The sequence below is a fragment of the Streptomyces sp. PsTaAH-124 genome, assembly GCF_000373685.1.
GTDB classification, from domain to species: Bacteria; Actinomycetota; Actinomycetes; order Streptomycetales; family Streptomycetaceae; genus Streptomyces; species Streptomyces andamanensis.
The window spans coordinates 138,131-158,671 of record NZ_KB892159.1; the positions used below are offsets into that span (position 1 = coordinate 138,131).

At 72.4% G+C, this 20,541-nt stretch carries 17 protein-coding genes, 4 pseudogenes and 1 riboswitch; of the genes and pseudogenes, 11 read left to right on the plus strand and 10 right to left on the minus strand.

Annotated features, from left to right (window positions below):
* Nucleotides 1-46 precede the first annotated feature (46 nt).
* A complete protein-coding gene (locus tag B086_RS0105070; RefSeq protein ID WP_018565321.1) occupies nt 47-1,516 on the minus strand; it encodes an APC family permease in 1,470 nt (489 codons plus the stop codon).
* Nucleotides 1,509-3,200, minus strand: a complete 1,692-nt coding sequence (locus B086_RS0105075; RefSeq protein ID WP_018565322.1) for an amidohydrolase — start codon at nt 3,198-3,200, stop codon at nt 1,509-1,511. Before B086_RS0105075 ends, B086_RS0105070 begins: the two co-directional genes overlap by 8 nt.
* Before the next feature lie 156 nt (nt 3,201-3,356).
* Here B086_RS0105075 and B086_RS39165 point away from each other — a divergent pair, with 156 nt between their 5' ends.
* Nucleotides 3,357-3,956 carry a TetR/AcrR family transcriptional regulator gene (locus B086_RS39165; RefSeq protein ID WP_018565323.1) on the plus strand — a complete coding sequence of 200 codons (600 nt, stop codon included), beginning with the start codon at nt 3,357-3,359 and terminating at the stop codon, nt 3,954-3,956.
* A 48-nt stretch (nt 3,957-4,004) separates the two neighbouring features.
* On the opposite strand, the gene B086_RS39170 is transcribed toward B086_RS39165, so the two are convergent.
* A complete protein-coding gene (locus tag B086_RS39170; protein WP_018565324.1) occupies nt 4,005-4,664 on the minus strand; it encodes a TetR/AcrR family transcriptional regulator in 660 nt (219 codons plus the stop codon).
* A 46-nt stretch (nt 4,665-4,710) separates the two neighbouring features.
* Between B086_RS39170 and B086_RS0105090 the strand changes: the two genes are divergently transcribed.
* Nucleotides 4,711-5,181 (plus strand): SRPBCC family protein, encoded by a 471-nt coding sequence (locus B086_RS0105090; protein WP_018565325.1) that lies wholly within the window; start codon nt 4,711-4,713, stop codon nt 5,179-5,181.
* Nucleotides 5,182-5,214: 33 nt separating this feature from the next.
* Here the strand turns inward: B086_RS0105090 and B086_RS0105095 are convergent, their stop codons facing one another.
* Entirely contained in the window at nt 5,215-6,735 is a 1,521-nt protein-coding gene (locus B086_RS0105095; protein WP_018565326.1) for a SulP family inorganic anion transporter, read from the minus strand.
* Nucleotides 6,736-6,845: 110 nt separating this feature from the next.
* Between B086_RS0105095 and B086_RS39175 the strand changes: the two are divergent.
* A pseudogene (locus tag B086_RS39175) lies at nt 6,846-7,238 on the plus strand (MerR family transcriptional regulator); the annotation flags it as partial.
* A 102-nt stretch (nt 7,239-7,340) separates the two neighbouring features.
* Nucleotides 7,341-7,625, plus strand: a pseudogene (locus B086_RS42570) (VOC family protein); the annotation flags it as partial.
* Nucleotides 7,626-7,634: 9 nt separating this feature from the next.
* Here the strand turns inward: B086_RS42570 and B086_RS0105105 are convergent.
* A complete protein-coding gene (locus B086_RS0105105) occupies nt 7,635-8,204 on the minus strand; it encodes a DUF664 domain-containing protein (RefSeq protein WP_018565328.1) in 570 nt (189 codons plus the stop codon).
* A 62-nt stretch (nt 8,205-8,266) separates the two neighbouring features.
* Nucleotides 8,267-8,905, minus strand: a complete 639-nt coding sequence (locus tag B086_RS0105110; RefSeq protein ID WP_018565329.1) for a TetR/AcrR family transcriptional regulator — start codon at nt 8,903-8,905, stop codon at nt 8,267-8,269.
* 83 nt (nt 8,906-8,988) lie between these two features.
* On the opposite strand from B086_RS0105110, the gene B086_RS0105115 reads away from it, so the two are divergent.
* Together B086_RS0105115 and B086_RS39180 are read left to right on the plus strand one after the other, a co-directional pair.
* Entirely contained in the window at nt 8,989-9,930 is a 942-nt protein-coding gene (locus tag B086_RS0105115; protein ID WP_018565330.1) for an aldo/keto reductase, read from the plus strand.
* A 31-nt stretch (nt 9,931-9,961) separates the two neighbouring features.
* A pseudogene (locus tag B086_RS39180) lies at nt 9,962-10,341 on the plus strand (transposase); the annotation flags it as partial.
* 340 nt (nt 10,342-10,681) lie between these two features.
* Here B086_RS39180 and B086_RS46180 read toward each other — a convergent pair.
* Together B086_RS46180 and B086_RS46055 are read right to left on the minus strand one after the other, a co-directional pair.
* A complete protein-coding gene (locus B086_RS46180) occupies nt 10,682-11,011 on the minus strand; it encodes a hypothetical protein (RefSeq protein ID WP_018565331.1) in 330 nt (109 codons plus the stop codon).
* Between the two features lie 146 nt (nt 11,012-11,157).
* Nucleotides 11,158-11,433: a recombinase family protein gene (locus B086_RS46055; protein ID WP_324604225.1), complete on the minus strand. Its 276-nt coding sequence runs from the start codon at nt 11,431-11,433 to the stop codon at nt 11,158-11,160.
* A 172-nt stretch (nt 11,434-11,605) separates the two neighbouring features.
* Here B086_RS46055 and B086_RS44510 point away from each other — a divergent pair, with 172 nt between their 5' ends.
* The 3 genes and pseudogenes from B086_RS44510 (at nt 11,606) to B086_RS0105150 (ending at nt 14,378) form a co-directional block, all read left to right on the plus strand.
* Entirely contained in the window at nt 11,606-12,661 is a 1,056-nt protein-coding gene (locus B086_RS44510; RefSeq protein WP_234029251.1) for a Tox-REase-5 domain-containing protein, read from the plus strand.
* A gap of 397 nt (nt 12,662-13,058) precedes the next feature.
* Nucleotides 13,059-13,621 (plus strand): annotated as a pseudogene (locus tag B086_RS39190) (transposase family protein); the annotation flags it as partial.
* Nucleotides 13,622-13,802: 181 nt separating this feature from the next.
* On the plus strand, nt 13,803-14,378 hold the full coding sequence (locus tag B086_RS0105150; protein ID WP_037872823.1) for a GrpB family protein: 576 nt from the start codon (nt 13,803-13,805) through the stop codon (nt 14,376-14,378).
* 387 nt (nt 14,379-14,765) lie between these two features.
* Here the strand turns inward: B086_RS0105150 and B086_RS0105155 are convergent, their stop codons facing one another.
* Nucleotides 14,766-15,602: an EamA family transporter gene (locus tag B086_RS0105155; RefSeq protein ID WP_018565336.1), complete on the minus strand. Its 837-nt coding sequence runs from the start codon at nt 15,600-15,602 to the stop codon at nt 14,766-14,768.
* A gap of 136 nt (nt 15,603-15,738) precedes the next feature.
* Between B086_RS0105155 and B086_RS39195 the strand changes: the two genes are divergently transcribed.
* Nucleotides 15,739-16,356 carry a helix-turn-helix domain-containing protein gene (locus B086_RS39195; protein WP_018565337.1) on the plus strand — a complete coding sequence of 206 codons (618 nt, stop codon included), beginning with the start codon at nt 15,739-15,741 and terminating at the stop codon, nt 16,354-16,356.
* A 21-nt stretch (nt 16,357-16,377) separates the two neighbouring features.
* On the opposite strand, the gene B086_RS0105165 is transcribed toward B086_RS39195, so the two are convergent.
* A complete protein-coding gene (locus B086_RS0105165; RefSeq protein WP_018565338.1) occupies nt 16,378-17,556 on the minus strand; it encodes an SGNH/GDSL hydrolase family protein in 1,179 nt (392 codons plus the stop codon).
* A gap of 214 nt (nt 17,557-17,770) precedes the next feature.
* Nucleotides 17,771-18,016: riboswitch (cobalamin riboswitch) on the plus strand.
* Between the two features lie 152 nt (nt 18,017-18,168).
* Here B086_RS0105165 and metE point away from each other — a divergent pair.
* Nucleotides 18,169-20,481 (plus strand): 5-methyltetrahydropteroyltriglutamate--homocysteine S-methyltransferase, encoded by a 2,313-nt coding sequence (gene metE, locus B086_RS0105170; RefSeq protein WP_018565339.1) that lies wholly within the window; start codon nt 18,169-18,171, stop codon nt 20,479-20,481.
* Nucleotides 20,482-20,541 lie beyond the last annotated feature (60 nt).

Sequence of the window (20,541 nt, forward strand, 5' to 3'; positions counted from 1 at the left end):
CCCGAGCGTCCCCGCGCCGGTCCCCCGCCCTCACTCCGCCCCGCCCTCACTCCGCCAGGTCGGGTGCCCGCACCGGGCGGCGGAATCCGCCGGTGCGCAGCGCGAGGATGCCCACGCCCACCAGCGCCCAGACGGCGCCCACCACCTTGGCCGGGGTGTCCAGGCTGACCCAGAGGGCCACGTTGACGGCGAACCCGAGGACGGGCAGCAGCAGTTGCAGGACGGCGGCGCCGAGTCCGCGGGCCTCGGGCCGTCCCGCGCGCCGGTCGCGCACCCAGAACCCGATGACCGCGAGGTTCACCGCGGCGAACGCCACATAGGCACCGAAGTTGATCAGTGAGGCGGCGCTGCCGAGGTCCAGGAAGACGGCGGAGGCGGCGACCGCTCCCACGACGAGGACGTTCACGGCGGGCACACCGGTGCGCGCGTCGAGCCGTCCGAAGACGCCGCGCGGCAGCATGCCGTCGCGGCCCATGGCGTACAGCAGCCGTGCCGCGCTCATCTGCTGGGTGAGGCCGCAGCCGAGGACCGCGGTGAGATAGCCGCCCACGAACACGGCCTGGAAGGCGGCCCCGCCGATGTACTTCGCGATCTCCGGCGAGGCGCCCACGATGTCCCCGACCGCGGAGACGTCCGGGAAGAGCGTCTGCATGGCGTAGGTGACGGCCAGGAAGAACACCCCGGCGGCGGCCACGATGAGCAGGATGGCGCGCGGGATGTCCCGGTGCGGGCGCTCGGCCTCCTCGGAGAGCGTGGAGACGGCGTCGAAGCCCAGGAAGGACAGGGCCAGCAGGGAGGCGCCGCCGAGCAGGTCGGTCACCGGCACCGTGGTCAGGTCGAACCCGGCGGTGCCGAAGGAGCGTCCGTGGGTGGTGATGGCGCGCACCGCGAACACCAGGAACGCCACGGCCACGCCCGCCTGGACGATCACGAGCGCCACATTGACCTTGGCGGCCATCCGCACGCCCACCAGGTTGAGCGCCGTGCAGACCACCACGGTGGACAGCACCCACACCCAGGCCGGGACGGCGGGCAGCACGGCGCCCATGTAGATCGCGGCGAGCAGGGCGTTGAGCATGGGCAGCAGGACGTAGTCCAGGGTGGCGGACCAGCCGACCAGAAAGCCCACGGGGGCGCCGAGCGCCTTGCCCGCGTAGGTGTAGACGGACCCGGCGGAGGTGATGCGGCGGGCCATCCGGGCGTAGCTGAGCGCGGTGAGCCCGACCGCGACGAGGACCGCCAGATAGGCGAGCGGCACATGGCCGCCGGTCTGCTCGGAGACCAGGCCGAAGGTGTCGAACACGGCCAGCGGCGCCATGAAGGCGAGGCCGAGGAAGACGATGTGGCGCAGCTTGAGGGTGCGGCGCAGTCCGGCGCCGCCCTCGGTGTCCGGGGCGTCCGGGGCGTCCGCGGTGTCCGGGCCGTCCGGGGCCGGTTCCCGGTCCGGGGCGGTGTGCCGGGTGCGGCCGGTGGTGCCGGTGGTGCCGGTGGCGGCACCGGGTGTGCTGTCAGGCATGGGCGTGTCCTCCGTCGGCGTGGGCGGAGCAGGAGGTGAGCGCGCCGTGGTGGGCGGGGGCGGGGCGTGCGGTGGCGGCCTCGTGGACGATCTCGCCGCCCACCCAGGTGATCTCGGCCCGCTGCTGGAGCAGGGCCGCGGGATCGGATTCGAGGGCGTAGAGGTCGGCGGACCAGGCGACGAGGTCGGCGTGGGCGCCCTCGCGGATGACACCGTACTCGTGCTCGCGGTGCCAGGCCCAGGCGCCCTCGGCCGTGTAGCCGCGCAGCGTCTCGTCGAGGCCCAGGCGCTCCGCCGGGGTCCAGGCGTCCCGGCCGTCGAGCCCGGCCCGGGTGAGGGCCGAGTAGACGCCGATCAGCGGGTCCATCTCGCCGACCTGCCAGTCACTGGAGAGGGCGACATGGGCGCCGGAGGCCATGAGCGAGCGCAGCCGCCAGGCGCGGTCCCAGCGGGCCTCGCCGATGTTCTCCATCCAGGTGCCGGCCACCAGGTCCGGGGAGCAGTGGCGCGGCTGCATGGCGGCGGTGACCCCGAGCCGGGCGAAGCGCGGCAGGTCCTCGGGGGCGAGGCACTCGACGTGCACGATGCCGTGGCGGCGGTCGCGGGTGCCGTTGGCGCGGGTGGCGTGCTCGATGGCGTCCAGGGCCAGGCGGATGCCGCCGTCGCCGGTGGCGTGGGTGTGGGTCTGGAAGCCCAGGCGGTCGAGTTCGGTGACGGCCTCGGTGAGTTCGCCGAGCGGCGCGGAGGGGTGGCCGCGGTGGCCGGGGCGGTTGGCGTAGTCGTCCAGCAGCCAGGCGTTGTGGGGTTCGACGACGTCGTCGGCATAGAGCTTGACGGGGCCGAAGGCGAGGCGGTCGCCGCCGGGCGCGGCGTCGGCCGCCTCGCGCAGCCGCTGCCGGAACGCGCCGTCGGAGCCCATGGGGTGGAAGAGCGCGGCGATCACGCGGGAGCTGAGACGGCCCTCGTCCCGGGCCCGCCGGAACAGGTCGATCTCGGCGAGCGGGACCTGCGGTTCCACCACAGTGGTGATGCCGGCGGCGGTGGCCATCTCCAGGGAGCCCAGCAGTTTGCGGTAGCGGCGCTCGGGCGCGTACATGGGGATGTCGCGCTGGAGTCCGGCCAGGCCCGCCGTGGTCATGGCGCTGGTGTAGAAGTCGGTGACCCAGCCGGTGGCGCGACCCGCGGCGTCGCGTTCGGGCCGACCCCAGGGGATGTCGCCGCCCTCGTCCAGGCGCAGGGCGGTGACGGCGGCGTCGTTGAGCCACACCGAGTGCTGGTCGTAGGTGGTGACGAAGACGGGGCGGGAGGTGAGTCCGGCCAGGTCGCGGGCGGCGGGGCGGCGGCCGGGGACCACCGAGTACACGGCGTTCTCGGCGCAGATCCAGGTCAGGTCGGGGCGGGCGGCGGCGAGTGCGGCGATGCGGGCGCGCACCTCGTCGAGGGTGTCGGCGCCCTCCAGACTGACGGCGTCCGGGTCGAAGCCGAGCAGCAGGTGGTTGTGGCTGTCGATGATGCCGGGGGTGATCAGGCCGCCGTCCAGGCGGCGGTGCTCGCGGGCCGCGGGGGCGTCCGCCGCGTCGCCCACGTACGAGATCCGGCCGCCGGTGACGCCGACGGCGCCGGCCCAGGGGCGGGCGGCGTCGAAGGTGCGTACACGGGCGCCGGTGATCAGGGTGTCGAGCATGGTGGTCCTCGGTTCTGGTGCCTGCCACGGACGGGGGGGTCCGGTGCGTGGCCGCGGACGGGCGGCGCGGGGGTGCCGAGACGGTACGCGCTTTATTTGTCATCGGCGTCAAAGAATGGGTCGAGTGTCATGACGTTCTGGGCTACTGTCAAGGGCATGCCGCGCCCGAAGAACCAGGAAGAACGCCGCGCCCACCTCATCCAGGCGGTCATCGACACGACCGCGCGGACCGGACTGCGCTCCCTCTCGCTCGCGGACGTGGCACGCCGGGCGGGGCTGACCCGGGGGGCCGTCCTGTACTACTACGACGACCTCGACGCCCTGCTCAGCGAGGCGTACCGGGCGGGCATGGAGCGCCTGTGCGACCGGCGGGACGCGCTGCGGGACACGATCGGCGACCCGGCGCTGCTGCTCGGGGAGACGATCCGCGCCGGGCTGCCGACCGGCCCGGACGACGCGCTGATGCGTCTGCTGTACGAGTTCGACGTGGTCGCGGGGAGCTCACCGCTGCACACCACGCTGGTGGAGTCGATGTACGAACGGCAACTGGCCACGTACCGGGCCGTGCTGGAGCGCGGCGCGGACGCCGGGGTGTTCCGGCTGACCCTGGACCCGGCGACGGCGGCCCTGAACCTGGTCGCGCTGGAGGACGCCTACGGGCTGCACATCGTGGCGGGCAACGGCCAGATCAGCGTGGAGCGGGCCGCCGGGGCGATGTTCGAGGCGGCGCGGGCGTTCGGCGCACCGGCCGCCTGAGGCCGGGGTCCGGGCGCGGGGGAAGCGAGCGAGCGGGCCCCCAGCGGGTCACTCGGGGCCGTAGTAGAGCCGCAGGAACTCCTCCATCGCGGCGTCGACGGCGGCGCGGTCGCCGGTGACGAGCAGGTCGAGCAGCAGGCCGCGGACGGTGGCGAGCCCGAGCCGGGCGCGGGCGCGGGCCGTGGCCGGGTCGGCTCCCGCGGCCGTCTCGGCGGCCGCCAGCGGCTCCAGCCAGTCCGCCACGAACCCCTCGGCGAAGGCGGCGGCCTCGGCGCGGCCCCGCAGCGCGTGCCCGCACAGTTCGAAGAAGAGCCGTTCCTGACCGGCCGCCGAGGGGTCCGCCAGCCGCCGCCACAGCCGCCGCGCGACCTCGGCGGGCGGCAGGCCGGGCGCCGGGCGGGAGCGCGCCAGCAGGGCGCGCTGACGCTGCTCCGAGGTCCGTACGATCTCGGCGAACAGCCGCTCCTTGGAACCGAAGTAGTGGATCAGCATGCGGTGGCTGACCCCGATCGCGGCGCCCAGGCCGCGCAGGCTCAGCTCCGCGATGCCGTGCACCGCGACATGGTCGGCGGCGGCGTCCACCAGCCTCGCGCGCCGGTCCTCGTCCGTGCCGTGTCCGGCCCGGCTCCCCCGGCGCGGGTCCGCCGCGCCCCGGCCGTCCGCGCCGCCCGCCGCCTCGGCCGCTTCCCCTGCCGCACCATCCGTCACGCCGCGAGTGTACCCATCGGCGCGCGGCGCATGTACCGTGTGGTACATGCAGTCTGTCACCGTGTCGACCGACGTACCGCAGACGCCCGAGCAGGTCTACGACTTCCTCGATGTCATGGCGCACCACGAGCGCTTCACCGACCACTACCTGACGCACTGGCGCTACGACGGCCCGGACCGCGGCATCGGGTCGCGCGCCACGGTCACCGCGGCGCTGGCCGGTTCGCGGGCCGACGTCGCCATCGAGGTCGTCGAGGCCGACCGGCCGCGGCGCATCGTCGAACGCAACGTCAGCGCGGGCGGCCGGCGGCTGGCCCGCGGCACCTACACCGTCGAGCCGCTGGGCACCGGCGGCAGCCGCGTCGCCTTCACCTACGCCTGGTCGCGCGCCCCGCTCGCCGACCGCCTGCTGGCCCCGCTCGTCCGGGCCGTCATGCGGCGCGCCAACCGCACGGCCCTGCGCCGGATGGCCGCCGAGCTGGACCGGCGGGGGCAGGGCTCGGCCGCCGCGTCCTGACTCCGGCGCGGGGCGGCGGTCCCGGCCCTTCGTTCAGTGCTGGGCGGCGAACGCGCCGCTGAGCCGTCCGCGCAGGGCGCTGCCGGCGTCGTTCAGGCCGATGACCTCGACACTCTTGCCCCGCTGGGCGTACTTGGTCTCGACGGCGTCCAGGGCCGCGACGGAGGACGCGTCCCAGATGTGGGTGCCGCTGAGGTCGATGACCACCTTGTCCGGGTCGCCCGCGTAGTCGAAGCGGCCCACCAGTTCGTCGGCGGAGGCGAAGAAGAGCTGGCCGCTCACCGTGTGGACGACCCGGGTGCCGTCCGGGTCGGTGACCGAGGTGACCTCGGTGAGGCGGGCGACGCGCCGGGCGAAGACGGCCATGGCGGTGAGCGAGCCGACCACGACGCCGATGGACAGATTGCCGGTGGCGACGACCACGACGACGGTGACGACCATGACGGCGCTCTCGCCCAGGGGCATGCGCCGCAGGGTGGCGGGCCGGACCGAGTGCCAGTCGAAGGTGCCGACGGCGACCAGGATCATGACGGCGACGAGGGCCGCCATGGGGATCGTGGAGACCACCGGGCCGAGCGCGATGCACAGGACGAGCAGGAAGAACCCGGCGAGGAAGGTGGAGAGCCGGGTCCGGGCGCCGCTCTTCACATTGATCATGGTCTGGCCGATCATGCCGCAGCCGCCCATGCCGCCGAAGAAGCCGGTCACGATGTTGGCGATGCCCTGGCCGACCGCCTCGCGGGTCTTGTCCGAGGGGGTGTCGGTGAGGTCGTCGACCAGCTTCGCGGTCATCATCGACTCCATGAGCCCCACCAGCGCCATGGCGAAGGCGTACGGGGCGATCACGGTGAGGGTGTGCCAGGTGAACGGCACGTCGGGCAGGCCGGGGACCGGGAGCGAGGAGGGCAGGGTGCCCTGGTCGCCGACGGTCGGCACGGCGATCCCGGCGGCGACGGTGATCACCGTGAGGACCGCGATGGCCACCAGCGGCGCGGGCACCGCCCGGGTCAGCCCCGGGAACAGCACCATCAGGGCGAGACCGGCGGCGACCAGCGGATACACCGCCCAGGGCACATCCCTGAGGTGGGGGATCTGCGCGGTGAACAGCAGGATGCCCAGCGCGTTGACGAAGCCCACCATCACGCTGCGCGGCACGAACCGCATCAGCCTGGCCACCCCGAGCCCGCCGAGGATCATCTGGAGGACACCGGCCAGGATGACGGTGGCGATCAGGTACCCGAGGCCGTGGGCGCGGACCACGGGTGCGACGACGAGCGCGACCGCGCCGGTGGCGGCGGAGATCATCGCGGGCCGGCCGCCGACGAAGGCGATCACCATGGCCATGATGCACGCCGCGTAGAGGCCGACCTTCGGGTCGACACCGGCGATCACGGAGAAGGAGATCGCCTCCGGGATCAGCGCCAGACCGACGACGAGGCCCGCCAGCGTCTCGGTGCGCAGCACCGCCGGGGCCGGCCAGGAGGGCCTGCCGGGCCCGCGCAGCAGGGCTGCGGGCGAGCGGCGGGACGAGGGCGCGGGCGCGGGGGAGGACAAAGGCGTACTACCTGTCGTGTTCGGGGAGAGGGGACGGGACTCTACCCTAACGTTAGGGTAGAGATCGCAGAGCCGGGGAGCCGGAGAGGCAGAGAGGCGAAGAGACGCACGTGGACGGCACCTATATGCAGATCGGCGAGGTCGCCGCGCGCACCGAGCTGTCCCTGCGCACGATCCGCCACTACGAGGAGAGCGGACTCGTCGTCCCCTCGGCCCGCTCCCAGGGCGGTTTCCGGCTGTACACCGAGACGGACGTCGCCCGGCTGATGGTGATCCGCCGGATGAAGCCGCTCGGTTTCACCCTGGAGCAGATGCGCGACCTGCTCGACGCCACCGACCGCCTCGACGCCGTCCCCGCCCCGCGGGGCGAGGAGCGCGCGGCCCTGCTGGCGCGGGTGCGCGGCTACGAGCGGAGCGCCGCCGAGCAGGTCGGCACCCTGCGCACCCAGCTCTCCCGCGCCGAGGACTTCGCCCGCACCCTCCGCTCCCGCCTCGGTCCGGCCCCGGACACGGCGGACGCGCCGCTGCGGATGACGTGGGACACGGTCACTCTCGACTGCCCGGACCCCCTGGCCCTGGCGGAGTTCTACCGCGCGGCCACCGGTGCGGCGCTGCATCCGGCGTCGAACGCCGACTACGCCGCTCTCGACCGGGCGGGCGCGGTGGCCCTCGGCTTCCAGCGGGTCGCCGGGCACCGGCCCCCGACCTGGCCCGAAGCGGCCGTACCGCAGCAGCTCCACCTCTGTTTCACGGCCGAGGGCGACCTGGACGAGGCGGAGGCCCGGCTGCTGGCGCTGGGTGCGGGCAGGCCAGAGCATCAGCCGCGCCCCGACCGGTGGCGGGTCCTCACCGACCCGGCCGGCCACCCCTTCTGCGTCCGGGCGGCCTGAGAGCCGCCGTCACTGGCCCACCCGCCCGTCCACGCGCTCGCGCAGCAGATCGGCGTGGCCGCAGTGGTGGGCGTACTCCTCGATCCGGTGGACCATCAGTTCCCGTACCGCGATCCGGTCCGCGCCCACGCGCTCGCCGAGGTCCGGATGGGCCGCCAAGGCGGCGTCGGCCGCGGCCTGTTCGCGCGCCAGATCGGCGAACGCGGCCTCCACGGCGCCCGGTTCGCCGACGGCTCCGTCGAAGTCCGCGTCGCGCACGCCGTACAGCTTCGGGAGCGGGTCGCCCGCGCGGATCCAGTTGTGCCAGTCCCGCTCCACCTCGGCGAGGTGCCGTACGAGACCGAGCAGCGACATCGACGAGGGCGGCACCGACCGGCGGGCCAGCTGCTCGGCGTCCAGGCCCTCGCACTTCATCCGCAGCGTCGCGCGGTAGTGCGCCAGGAAGTCCAGCAGGGTGGCGCGTTCGCCCTCCGGGCCGGAGCCGCCGCTGCCGCGCGGGTCGTCGTCGGGATCGGCCCACATGTCGGGGTGGACGGTCGCCTGCGTCCATCGCTCGGGTTCGTCGCTCATGTGCGGCATGGTCGTCCGCGACGGACCGGCGGGGCCACCGAGTTCTCGCCGGTCCGGTGTGCGGGTGCCTCCTACGGGCGGAGCGCGTCGACGATCAGATCGAGCAGGCGGCCGGTGCGCTCGGGTGTGTTCTCGACGGGCGCGGCGAAGAAGACGCCGAGCAGCATGGTGAGGACGTCGTCGGGTTCGACGTCCGCGCGCAGCGAGCCCGCCTCGGCCCCGGCCGCGAGGACGGACGCGATCGAGGCGGTGAGGCGCTCCCGGGTGGCCGGCGTGGCGATGGTCCCCGCGGCCCAGCCGGCGCGGAGGGTGCCGATGACCCCGCGCTTGGCGGCGACGAACGCCGCGTAGCGGTCCATCCAGGCCCGCAGCGCCGCCGGGGCCGCGAGAGCGGCGAGCAGGGTGTCCGCGCTCGCGGTGACCTCGTCGAGTTCGGCGGCGTAGACGGCCTCGACCAGCGCCTCGCGGGTGGGGAAATGCCGGTAGAGCGTGCCGATGCCCACGCCCGCCGCGCGGGCGACGGCCTCCAGCGGGACGGTGCCGTCCTCGGCGGCGGCGAACGCGGTGCGGGCGGCGGCCAGCAGCCGTTCGCGGTTGCGCCGCGCGTCGGCGCGGGCGGGACGGCCGGGGACGGGCGGGTGCTCGGGGCCCTGGGCGGCGGACGTGGGCGGATGCGCGCGGTCGGGGGACGGCGGCTCGGTCGCGGTCAAAACGGAGGCTCCTCCGGTAGTGCTACAGTCGCAGAGCGGAGGCTCCTCCGCTTGTCTCATCGTCGCACGAGAACGGCACCCCCATGACGTCCTCCACCCCGCACTCCGAGACCACGGCCACCGGCGCGCCCCGCGCGGGCGGGGCCGCTCCGCTCGCCGGCCGCACCGTCTCCCGCGTCGGCTACGGAGCCATGCAGCTCGAACGCCTGCGCACCGACCGCGCCGCCGCCGTCGCCCTGCTCCGCCGCGCGGTCGAACTCGGCGTCGACCACATCGACACCGCCGGGTTCTACGGCGAGGGCTTCGTCAACGACGTCGTCCGCGAGGCGATCCGCCCCGAGGACGGCGTCCTCGTCGTCAGCAAGGTCGGCGCCGCCCCCGACCCCGGCGGCCGCTTCCCGCTCCGGCTCGCCCAGCGCCCCGAGGAACTGCGCGCGGGCGTCGAGGCCGACCTCGCGGGCCTCGGCCTCGAACAGCTCCCGCTGGTCAACCTGCGCCGCGCCGCCACCGGCCCCGGACTGCGGGCCGAGGGCGACCAGGTGGTCGGCCTCGACGACCAGCTCGCCGAGATGACCGCCCTGCGCGACGAGGGCAAGATCGGCAGCATCGGGATCAGCAACGTCGGCGCCGACGAGCTGCGCCGGGCGCTCCCGGTCGGCCTGGCCTGCGTACAGAACGCCTACAGCCTCGTGGCGCGCGGCGACGAGGACATGCTGCGGCTCTGCCTGTCCGAGGACATCGCCTGGGTGCCGTACTTCCCGCTCGGCGGCGCCTTCCCGGGCCTGCCGAAGGTGACCGACGAGCCCGCCGTCCTCACCGCCGCCCGCACCCTGGACCGCACCCCCTCGCAGATCGGCCTCGCCTGGCTCCTCCGGCACGCCCCGAACATCCTCCTCATCCCCGGCACCGCGGACCCCGCACACCTGGAGGCGAACATCGCCGCGGGCACGATCGACCTGGACACCGAGACCCTCGCGACGCTCGACGCGGTGCCGTCCCGGCCGATGGAACTGTCCATGGACTAGGTCATGTCCGCGACGCGGTTGGTCAGTTGGCCTGTTCGTGGTGCGTCGTCATGAGCTGACCGATGAGTCGTGGGCGGTGATCGGACCATGCCGGCTCCGTCGAGGATGGGCAGACCGGTACAGGACCGTCGTCAGGTGGTCAACGGCATCTTGTGGAAGGTGTCCACGGTGGCGGACTGGCGGGACCTGCCGGAGCGGTACGGGCCGTGGAAGACGGTCTACGAACGCTTCCGCCGCTGGTCGGCCGACGGAATCCGGTACCGGCTCCCGGCCCATGCCCCACAGCACTGCGATGCCACCGGCACAGTCGAGGGACCATCGTGTGCGTCGGCTCCACGACCGTGCGGGCCCATCAGCATGCGGCCGCGGCCCGAAAAGGGGGGGCAGGAGCGGCCGGGCGAGGCGACCGGCCCTGCGGCGGACCGGCCACGAAGCCTCGCGGCAATCACCGAGGCCGCCGGTGCCTCGACCCAACTTGCTCAGGCCGTCAACAACTGGCACCACATGGCGGGCCACCTCTTCTAGCGCCAGCGGGCCGTCCAGCCACGTTCTTGGCGATCTTGAGGCCAGTAGAACTGCTGGGAACGGGCCGGCCTGGGTGCAGGCGGTGCTGCACCCAGGCCGGGAGGGAGCTGCTAGGGGGGTACGCGGCAGAGCGCGCAGGGAGCCTCGGGCGGCGACTCCCGGCGGGACACGGGCCCGGCTGCGGGATCCCTCTCGACTGTGGCGCGCGCGTCAGCGTCCGGGCCGGTCACGCGAGCGATCTCCGCCCCGGCGGGTGCGGTCGAAGATGGCCCAGACGTCCGTGAACGACGGCCCAGGCGTCCGTGAACTCGGCGAGGGGCATCGCCGGGAGAACGGCGAGCGGGCCCAGCTCGTCGAGCGCGACCCGGATCATCTGGCTGTTGAGCTGGCCGCTGATCGCGTCGACTGTGCCGTCCTGGTTGGGCCCGGAATTCACGATGACGACGTCCCGGGAGCCGTCGGGCAGCTCGTACACGGCCACCGCGTCGACCGGGTACCGCTCGCCGAGCTCAGCCGTGTACTCGACCGGCGCAACCAGCTCGGCGGCGCGCGCCATCTTCGCGGCCGTCAGGCCATGGCCGGTGAGCCGGAAGTGCGTGATCCCGCCTTAGTTGAGCGTGCTGTCGGCGCGGCGCCCGCCGTACGTGTACTCGGCTCCGAAGTCCTGGCTCAGACACCAGGGAACAAGTGACCCGTCGGTAGCTAACTGGGCTTCGCGGTGGTGGTCTTCTTCGGTTGCCGCGGAAGGGGCTTCTCTCGTTCGTCGCAGAGCCGTTGGGCGGGCGCGGCCTGGTCCTTGGTGAGCTTGGGCCGACGTCCGCCAATCCGGCCGCGGGCCCGTGCGGAGGCGAGCCCGTCGTTCGTGTTCGCCACGATCAGCTCCCGCTGGAGCTCGGCGAGAACGGACAGCATCCCGAACATCGTGCGACCCTCCCGGCATCGGTCAACCCGCCACCCTGTGCGTGTCTCACAGTCCAGGGCTACCGGCGCGGACCAGCCGCCGCCAGGCGAACGGCTCCGACATCACCCGATCAAGTTCAGCACTGGCGGTGAGAACGGCAGTTGGGGCGGATGCGCCTGGGCAGCCGTGGACGTTGCGTCTCTCTTCGCGGGCAGAGTCATCAGACCCATCGCGGACGCAGTCAAGGCATTGGACGCAGCCGCAAGGACCGGGATCGATTGTGAAGACGCATGGATCGCTCTGCGCACTCTCGGGCTGCCTGAAGAGGTTCTGGCCAGTATCGGCACGAAGGCGCTGGATGCACTGCGTGGGGCGTGCAAGGCAGTCAGCCTCATACGCATCACCATCGCCCGGAAGCGCTGTTGGGTCGAGACGGGAGGCTCTGGAGTCTGGCAGTGGGTGAAGGACGAAGCAAAGGACAAGCCCGCAGCTGTCGCCTACGAAGAGCAGATCACAGGCATTCCGGTAGGCTTCGGCTATGTGATTCATGGAACGCCGAACGAACGCGGGTTCGTCAAATTTGATGGATACAAGGACGGCGTTCTTTTGGATGCAAAGGGGGAGAACTACGCTTGGGCTGTCAAGAACGGAAGATTCAGACCGGACTTCAAGGGTGCTCAGAGTATGGTCGATCAAGCAAACCGTCAGCTTGCTGCGGTAAAGGCCGTAGGCGCCAAAACCGCCATCACGCGGCACGTTGCCGAAGAAGAGACCTCGGTGGCCATCAGGAATCTGTTCGCCGATAATGGCATTGCCGGCATCCAAGTCACACACACGCCGAAGCAGCAGGGAACGCACTTGAGCGACGACGTACTGTCGGTTTTTCCGACGGACCCACAGTGGCAGCCCTCTCAAGAGGCCGCGAACAGAGCAGTGAAGACGCTGGAGCTACTGGCGCCGGGACATGACGGAGTCAAAGCAACATGGCATGACAAGATCATGTTCATCGATTGCGGCAGTCGATTTGACCAGGTGTCCTGCCCGCGGTGCAGCTCGGTCCTCGACAGAACGTGGCTGGGCGACCAGATAAGTCAAATCCGCGAAACGGATTTGCTGGACGTCATCATTCCATGCTGTGGCGTCGAACTCTCCTTGAACGACCTCATCTACCGTGACCCGTGCGGTCTCGCCCGGTTTGACATCTCAGTGTGGAACCCGGGCCGCTCGTGGTTGACGGACGGCGAACTCAAAGCCGTTGGTGAGGCACTAGGGCATCCCCAGAAACAGGTCATGGCTCACTACTGATCACCCTTCCAAGTAAAAATTTATGCCATATGGGCGCCATTTCCATCTTGGCATTAGACACCTGAATAATACCCGCTTAGAACAAGATGTCGCCTGCGGCAGGGCTCACTCGGTCTCCGGGTGGATATAGGTGGGAATGCAACTCGGAAGGGCAGACCGACAGGTTGCGCAGGGACACTGTGACCGGTAAGCAGCAGGACCGGCCACAGTGAGCTTCTTCGAACCGGGCCCCGATCAGGCGACGCCCGTCAAGCGCAACGAGCGAGGCCCCAGGGCAGTCGATCGAGATGTCTGACGTCTCAACCACACTGCTCAGGGGCCTCGTTAGCCATCGATCCTGCCGCACTCGATCTGCCGCATGCACGCGTGGAGTGGGTCACCGTGCTCATCGCCCATGCGCGAGTACACAACCCTGGCAAAGATCGCTGCCGGGTTCGGGATCAGCGAGTCCACCACCCACGCCTACGCCAGCACAGTCGCTTACCTGCTCGCCCGTCGCGCGCCAGGTCCACCGAAAGTCGTGCGCGAGGCCGACCCCGACTTCGTCCTGCTGGACGGCACCCTCGCCGAGTACGGCCGGGTCGGCGACTCACGCGCGGACCACTCTCACAAACGTCGTCGACACGGAGTGAACGCACAGGTGGTCACCGATCCGGGCGGCCGACTGCTGTGGCTTCACCTGTCCCGGCGGGCCGCGCCCACGGCCTGACCGCCCTCGTACCCACCGGATCATCCGCATCTGCGAGCGCCAAGGCGTTCCCCTCCTGGCCGATCTCGCCTACCAGGGAGGCGATCCGTAGCTGACCACGGGCATCAAGCGCAGGCCCCCCGCAGGAACTCACCCCTGCCGAGAAGACCGTCAACCGGGCCTTGGCGGCGGCACGGGGCACCAGGTCCCACTGCCGTCCGTACCGCATGACGTACATCGCCAAAGCCGTCCTCACCCTGGAGCGTTATTGAGCCGAAACGGTTTGGGTTCTGGGTCGCCGGTGGGGTGTGAGCGATTTGGTGGTGGACGCGCGGCATCTGTCGCCGCTTCTTCCGCAGACGCCAGCGACAGCCGCACATCGTCCGCAGCTACTCAATAGGACCTGTGACCCAGTCGTCGAAGGGGCGAGTCCCCCTCCGGCATGATGGAGGCATGCCCTTTCCCGATGAGACGGCTCCCGTGGCGGTGCTGGACTACCGGCCGCAATGGCCCGTGGATTTCGAGCGGTTGGCCGGGGTCCTGCGCGAGGCGCTGGGAGGGCATGCCCTGGCGGTGGACCATGTCGGCTCCACCTCGGTGCCGGGTCTGGCCGCCAAGGACTGCGTGGACGTCCAGGTCCGCGTGGGAGCCGTCGACGCGGACCGGCAGACCGCGCTGCTCGCGGCGATCGGCTTCCGTCGCCGCCCCGAGCCCTGGAACCGCACCGAGGTCTCGGGCGGCCAGGAGTGCCGCAAGCTGGTGTTCGCGCCGCCGGTCGGCGCCCGGCGGTGCAATGTGCACCTGCGGGAGGCGGGCGGCCCGAACGTCCGCTTCGCCCTGCTCTTCCGGGACTACCTGCGAGCCGACGACACCGCCCGGCGCTCCTGGGGAGCGTTCAAGAGGCGTCTGGCCCAGAGCGTTCCGGACCTCGCGGACTACGGGCAGATCAAGGCGCCGGCCACGGAGGTGCTGATGGGGGCGGCCGAACTCTGGGCGGCCGAGACCGGCTGGCGGGTGCCGGAGGCGTAGGGCGGCGCCGACGCAACGGCCCGCGGGCGACGGCGTCGGCCCCGCCCGGAGACGGTCACCGGCCCCGGAATCGTGAAATGAAGGACTTCATTGCCCGGTTCGGGCTGATCCGCTCGGATTCGAGCAGATTCGGGCGGACCTGGAGCCCGGCGCGGGCCGGAGAGGTCGTCGGTTCGGACGGCGGCGGGGCCGCTGCCGCGGCGGGAGTACGAGCAGGCGAGTGCGGAGGAGGCGCCGCCGCTGATGACCGTACGCACACCTGGAGTCGGCGGACGGCGAGCACGAGCGGGCGGCCTATTCGGCGGCCGGCGTCGACTGCTCCCCCGCCGAGACCGAACTCTCCGGCGCCCTGCTCGCCCGGTTCACGCAGGGCGCCGCGGCGGCGGGTCAGGCCAGGGCGAGCAGGCTGACCGCGACGGCGGCGGCGCCCAGCCCGACGAGCTGGGTGCGGTGGACCCGTTCGGCGAGGACGCCCCGGGCGAGCAGGACGGTGCCCGCCGGATAGAGGGCGGTGATCACGGCGACGACGCTCAGGTCACCGCTGCGGGCGGCGCACAGGAACAGCAGGTTCGCCACGGAGTCCAGCGCGCCCGCCGCCGCCGACAGCGCGTACGCGGGCCGCTGCGGGCCGAGCCTGCGGCGCAGGATCCCGGCCGCGGCCAGGACGACGGCCGAGGAGACCGCCCGCCCGGTGATCAGCGGGGCCACACCGCTGCCGGACGGCGTCTGGTGCAGGCAGACCAGTTGGACGGCGATGGCGGCGCCCGCGCCGAGGGCCAGCAGCAGTGCCGTACGGGAAGGGCGCGCGGGCCCGGCACCGGGCCCGGCGCTGACCAGGACGACCGCGACGAGCGCGAGGGGAAGTCCGATCAGTCCGGCCGCGGCCAGGTGCTCGCCCTGGAGCAGGCCCACGGTCACCGGCAGCGCGGCGGACACCAGCGCGGTCACCGGGGACAGTACGTTCATCGGACCGATCGCCAGGGTCCGGTAGAGCAGGGCGAACGCCAGGGCCGAGGCGACACCGGAGGCGGCGCCCCAGCCCAGGGCGGCCGGGCTGAACGAGGCGCCGAGCACCGGCCACAGCAGCAGCTCGACCGCGAGCGAGGCCGGGGCCGCGACCAGCACGGTGCGCAGCACATGGGCCTTGCGGGCGCCGAGGCCGCCGAGGAAGTCGGCGCAGCCGTAGGCGAGAGAACTGCCCAGGGCCAGCAGCAGAGCGATCACGGTCCATCCCTTACCATCAGTGGAACGACCAGACCGTACAACGGACCGACCGGGATATGTCAACCGAATGACCGTACGGTCCGATGTACCGACCGGCAGTGGCCGGTCGTAGAGACAGTCGCAGAGAGGTGATCGGATGGCCGAGACAGAGGCGGCCCTGCGGACGCTCGCGCACAACGTGCGCACGGCCCGCACCCGCGCCGGGCTGTCCCTGGACGAACTCGGCCGCCGCGCCCAGGTCAGCAAGGGAGCCCTGGTCGGCCTGGAGAAGGCCCAGGGCAATCCGAACTTCGCCACCCTGGTCCGGCTGGCCGACACCCTCGGTGTCCCGGTCTCCGCGCTGGTGGAGGGGCCGGGCGAGGAGCGGGTGCGCGTCGTGGCCGCCGAGGACGTCGCTCCGCTGTGGTCCGGCGAGCACGGCGGCGAGGCCCGGCTGATGCTCACCACCCCGGGGGCGGCGCCGGTCGAGGTCTGGCGCTGGCGGCTCGAACCCGGCGAGGAGTACCCGAGCCATCCGCACCAGGCCGGGGTCATGGAGACCGTCAGTGTGACCCACGGCCGGATGGTCCTCGTCGTCGACGGCACCGAACACCCCGTCGCCGCCGGGCAGACGGCCGCCTTCCGCGGCGACCTCCCGCACACCTACCGCGGGTCCGGCACCGGGAGCTGCCATCTGGTCATGACGGTCCAGCTCCCGCCGGGGGCGGGGGCGGGGGCGGAGACGACTGCGGGTACGGGTACGGGCATCGGCTGATCGCCTAGCCCGGTCACCCGGTCACGCGGTCACGGCCGCGAACGGGCCGCCCGCGCCGAAGGCGAGCCGGGTGAAGTGGTGGGCGATGCGGTGGTGGGCCTCCGGGCCGGGGTGGATCCCGTCCGGCAGCGGGAACTCGGCGTGGTCCCGCTCGCCGTACAGCTCACGGCCGTCGAGGTGGTACAGGTGCGGGTCGTCGGCCTGCCGCTCGGCGACGATCCGGGCCAGCTCGGCGCGGATCACGGTGAGCGTGAGGCGTCCGGCGGCGCGTTCGGCCGGGTCGCCGGTGGCCCGGAAGCGCAGGGTGCCGTCCGTGAAGTCGGACATCAGGGGGCCGGGCGTGTCCTCTTGGACCGGGCACAGCAGGGGCGAGACGACCAGCAGCGGAGCGGTCGGATGGCCCTCGCGGACCGTGTCGAGGAAGCCGTGCACCGCGGGACCGAAGGCACGCAGCCGCATCACGTCGCCGTTGACGATGTTGATGCCGATCTTGACGCTGATCAGGTCGGCCGGGGTGTCGCGCATCGCGCGGGCGGTGAACGGGTCGAGCAGCGCGCCGCCGCCGAAACCCAGGTTGACCAGGTCCACATCGCCCCCGGCGGCGGCCAGGGCGGTCCAGGTGCCCGTCGGATGGGTGGCGTTCGAGCCGTGGCTGATGGAGCTGCCGTGGTGCAGCCACACCCGGCGCCCCCGGTCCGGCGCCGGCTCCACGGGGGCGTCGGTGCGCAGGGCGATCAGCTCGGTGGTCTCCGTGTGCGGGAGCCAGATCTCGATGTCCTTGTCGCCCTCGGGCAGGCCGGTGAAGCGGGCGGTGCCCATGGGCCCCTCCCGCAGTTCGGCCGCCTGGGTGACCATGTCGGTGATGACACGGACGTTGCCGCCGGGCACCGTCGCCTGGGCGGTGAGCCGGCCGTCGGCCAGCAGGTCGTACACGCCGTCCGCGGGCGGCGGGACACCGGCGTAGACGCGCTTGGTGGGGAGCGTGTCCAGCTCGATGTCCGTGGCGCGGGTGCGGAAGACCAGCCGTACGCCGGAGGGCTGGGACTCGGCCATGGCGAGCTGCGCGTCGGGGATCTGGCGGCGGGCGCGGGCGGGCAGCCGGTGGGGCAGCAGTCCGTGCGCGGTCTCCTCCAGATCGAGGAAGCCGCGCAGGAGGTCCGCGGTGACGGGGGTGGTGATCCGGTCGTACGGGGGGTTCATGGGGGCCGCTCCGGTTCTGTACTGCCTGACTGCCTGAGGTACTGCTTGTTGCCTGCTGCCTGAGAGTCGTGGAGTTTTCCCTAAGACTTTTAGGCAATTACTTAAATACTGTAGCCCAAAGCCATGAGAGGTACGGCCCGCCGGGGTGGTGCACGCGTCTCAGCGCGACATCCGCATGGTGGACGTGATCCCCCGCCGCCGGGAACCGACCCGTAGGGTGTGCCGTGCAGCTGGTTCGCCCCGTCCGCCAGGCGGGATGCGTCGCAAGAGGGAACCCGGTGGGAATCCGGGACTGCCCCGCAGCGGTGAGCGGGAACGACCGCCGTCATACGCACTGGGCCCCGGACGGGGCCTGGGAAGCGACGGCCAGTAGGTGTCCCCCTCGTACGGATCCGGTCGGATCGGTACGGCGAGGACGGGCCCGCGAGTCCGAAGACCTGCCAACTGCCCGCGCGTGAACCACTCGCGCGCGGACATCCCGGTGACCTCGAGGGCGGGTCGGCGCACACATCGGACGGACGGCCGCACGCCGTGACCCTCCGGTGCCGTGACCCTTCGCGCTCTCGTCCCGTCCCCGGGATCTCAGGGATTCATCTCGCGAAGGAGATCTCCGTGACCACCACGTCCCCAGCCGCGGCAGCACGGGCCACCGTGTACGGCCACCCCCGCCAGGGACCGGACCGGGAACTGAAGAAGGCCGTCGAGGGCTACTGGAAGGGCCGTGTCGACGCCGACGCCCTCCGGGCCACCGCCGCCGAACTGCGCCGCGCCACCTGGCAGTCGCTGGCCGAGGCCGGTGTCGGCGAGGTCCCGACCGGCGACTTCTCGTACTACGACCACGTGCTGGACACCACCGTCATGGTGGGCGCGATCCCGGCCCGGCACCGGGACGCCGTGGCCGCCGACGCGCTGGACGGCTACTTCGCGATGGCGCGCGGCACCCAGGACGTCGCTCCGCTGGAGATGACCAAGTGGTTCGACACCAACTACCACTATCTGGTGCCGGAGTTGGGCCCGGACACGGTGTTCACGGCGGACTCCGCCAAGCAGGTCGCCGAGCTGAAGGAGGCCCTCGCGCTCGGCCTGACGGCCCGTCCGGTCCTCGTCGGCCCCGTCACCTACCTGCTGCTGGCCAAGCCCGCGCCGGGCGTGGCCGCCGACTTCGACCCGATCACGCTGCTGGACCGGCTGCTGCCGGTGTACGCCGAGGTGCTGGCCGACCTGCGCGCGGCGGGCGCCGAATGGGTGCAGCTCGACGAGCCCGCGCTGGTGCAGGACCGGACCCCGGCCGAGCTGAACGCCGCCGGGCGCGCCTACCGCGACCTCGGCGCCCTCACCGACCGGCCCCGGCTGCTGGTCGCGTCCTACTTCGACCGCCTCGGCGACGCCCTGCCGGTGCTGGCCAAGGCCCCCGTCGACGGACTCGCGCTGGACTTCACCGGGCCCGCAGCGGCCAACCTGGACGCGCTCGCCGCGGCCGGCGGGCTGCCCGGCAAGCGGCTGGTCGCCGGTGTCGTGGACGGCCGCAACATCTGGGTCAACGACCTCGCGCACTCGCTGTCCGTGCTCGGCACCCTGCTGGGCCTGGCCGACCGCGTCGACGTCTCCGCGTCCTGCTCCCTGCTCCATGTGCCCCTGGACACCGCGCCGGAGCGGGACATCGACCCGCAGATCCTGCGCTGGCTGGCCTTCGCGCGGCAGAAGACGGCCGAGGTCGTCACCCTCGCCAAGGGCCTCGCCCGGGGCACCGACACCATCGCCGCCGAACTCGCCGCCAACCGTGCCGACCTGGCCTCCCGCGAGCAGTCCCCGCTCACCCACGACCCGGCCGTGCGCGCCCGCGCCGCCGCCGTCACCGAGACGGACGCCCGCCGCGGGCAGCCGTACGCCGAGCGGGTCACCGCCCAGCGCGCCCGGCTCGGACTGCCGCTGCTGCCCACCACCACCGTCGGCTCCTTCCCGCAGACCCCCCAGCTGCGCACCGCCCGCGCCGACCTGCGGGCCGGACGGACCGGCACGGCCGAGTACGAGGAGCGCATCAGGGCCGAGATCCAGGAGGTGATCTCCTTCCAGGAGAAGACCGGCCTGGACGTCCTGGTGCACGGCGAGGCCGAACGCAACGACATGGTGCAGTACTTCGCCGAGCAGCTCACCGGCTACCTCGCCACCCAGCACGGCTGGGTCCAGTCGTACGGCACCCGCTATGTCCGCCCGCCGATCCTGGCCGGTGACATCTCCCGCCCCGAGCCGATGACGGTGCGCTGGACGACGTACGCTCAGTCGCTCTCCGACCGGCCGGTCAAGGGCATGCTCACCGGACCGGTGACCATGCTCGCCTGGTCCTTCGTGCGCGACGACCAGCCGCTGGGCGACACCGCGCGGCAGGTCGCCCTCGCCCTGCGCGACGAGGTGAACGACCTGGAGGCGGCGGGCACTTCGGTCATCCAGGTGGACGAGCCCGCGCTGCGCGAGACGCTGCCGCTGCGCGCCGCCGACCGGCCCGCCTATCTGGCGTGGGCCACGGAGGCGTTCCGGCTCACCACGTCCGGGGTCCGTCCGGACACCCAGGTCCACACCCACATGTGCTACGCCGAGTTCGGGGACATCGTCGCCGCCATCGACGACCTCGACGCCGATGTCATCAGCCTCGAAGCGGCCCGCTCGCACATGCAGGTGGCCCGGGAACTCGCCGCGCACGGCTATCCGCGCGAGGCCGGTCCCGGTGTCTACGACATCCACTCGCCGCGGGTGCCGAGCGTGGAGGAGGCGGCCGAACTGCTGCGCGCCGGTCTCGGGGCCATCCCCGCGGAGCGGCTGTGGGTCAACCCGGACTGCGGTCTGAAGACCCGCGCCTGGCCGGAGACCCGCGCCTCCCTGGAGAACCTGGTCGCCGCGGCCCGCCGGGTGCGCGCCGAACTGGGCTAACCGGCGGCGGGGAGTCCCGGGCCGTCCCGGTCCCCGGCCTCCCCCGTCTTCGACGGTACG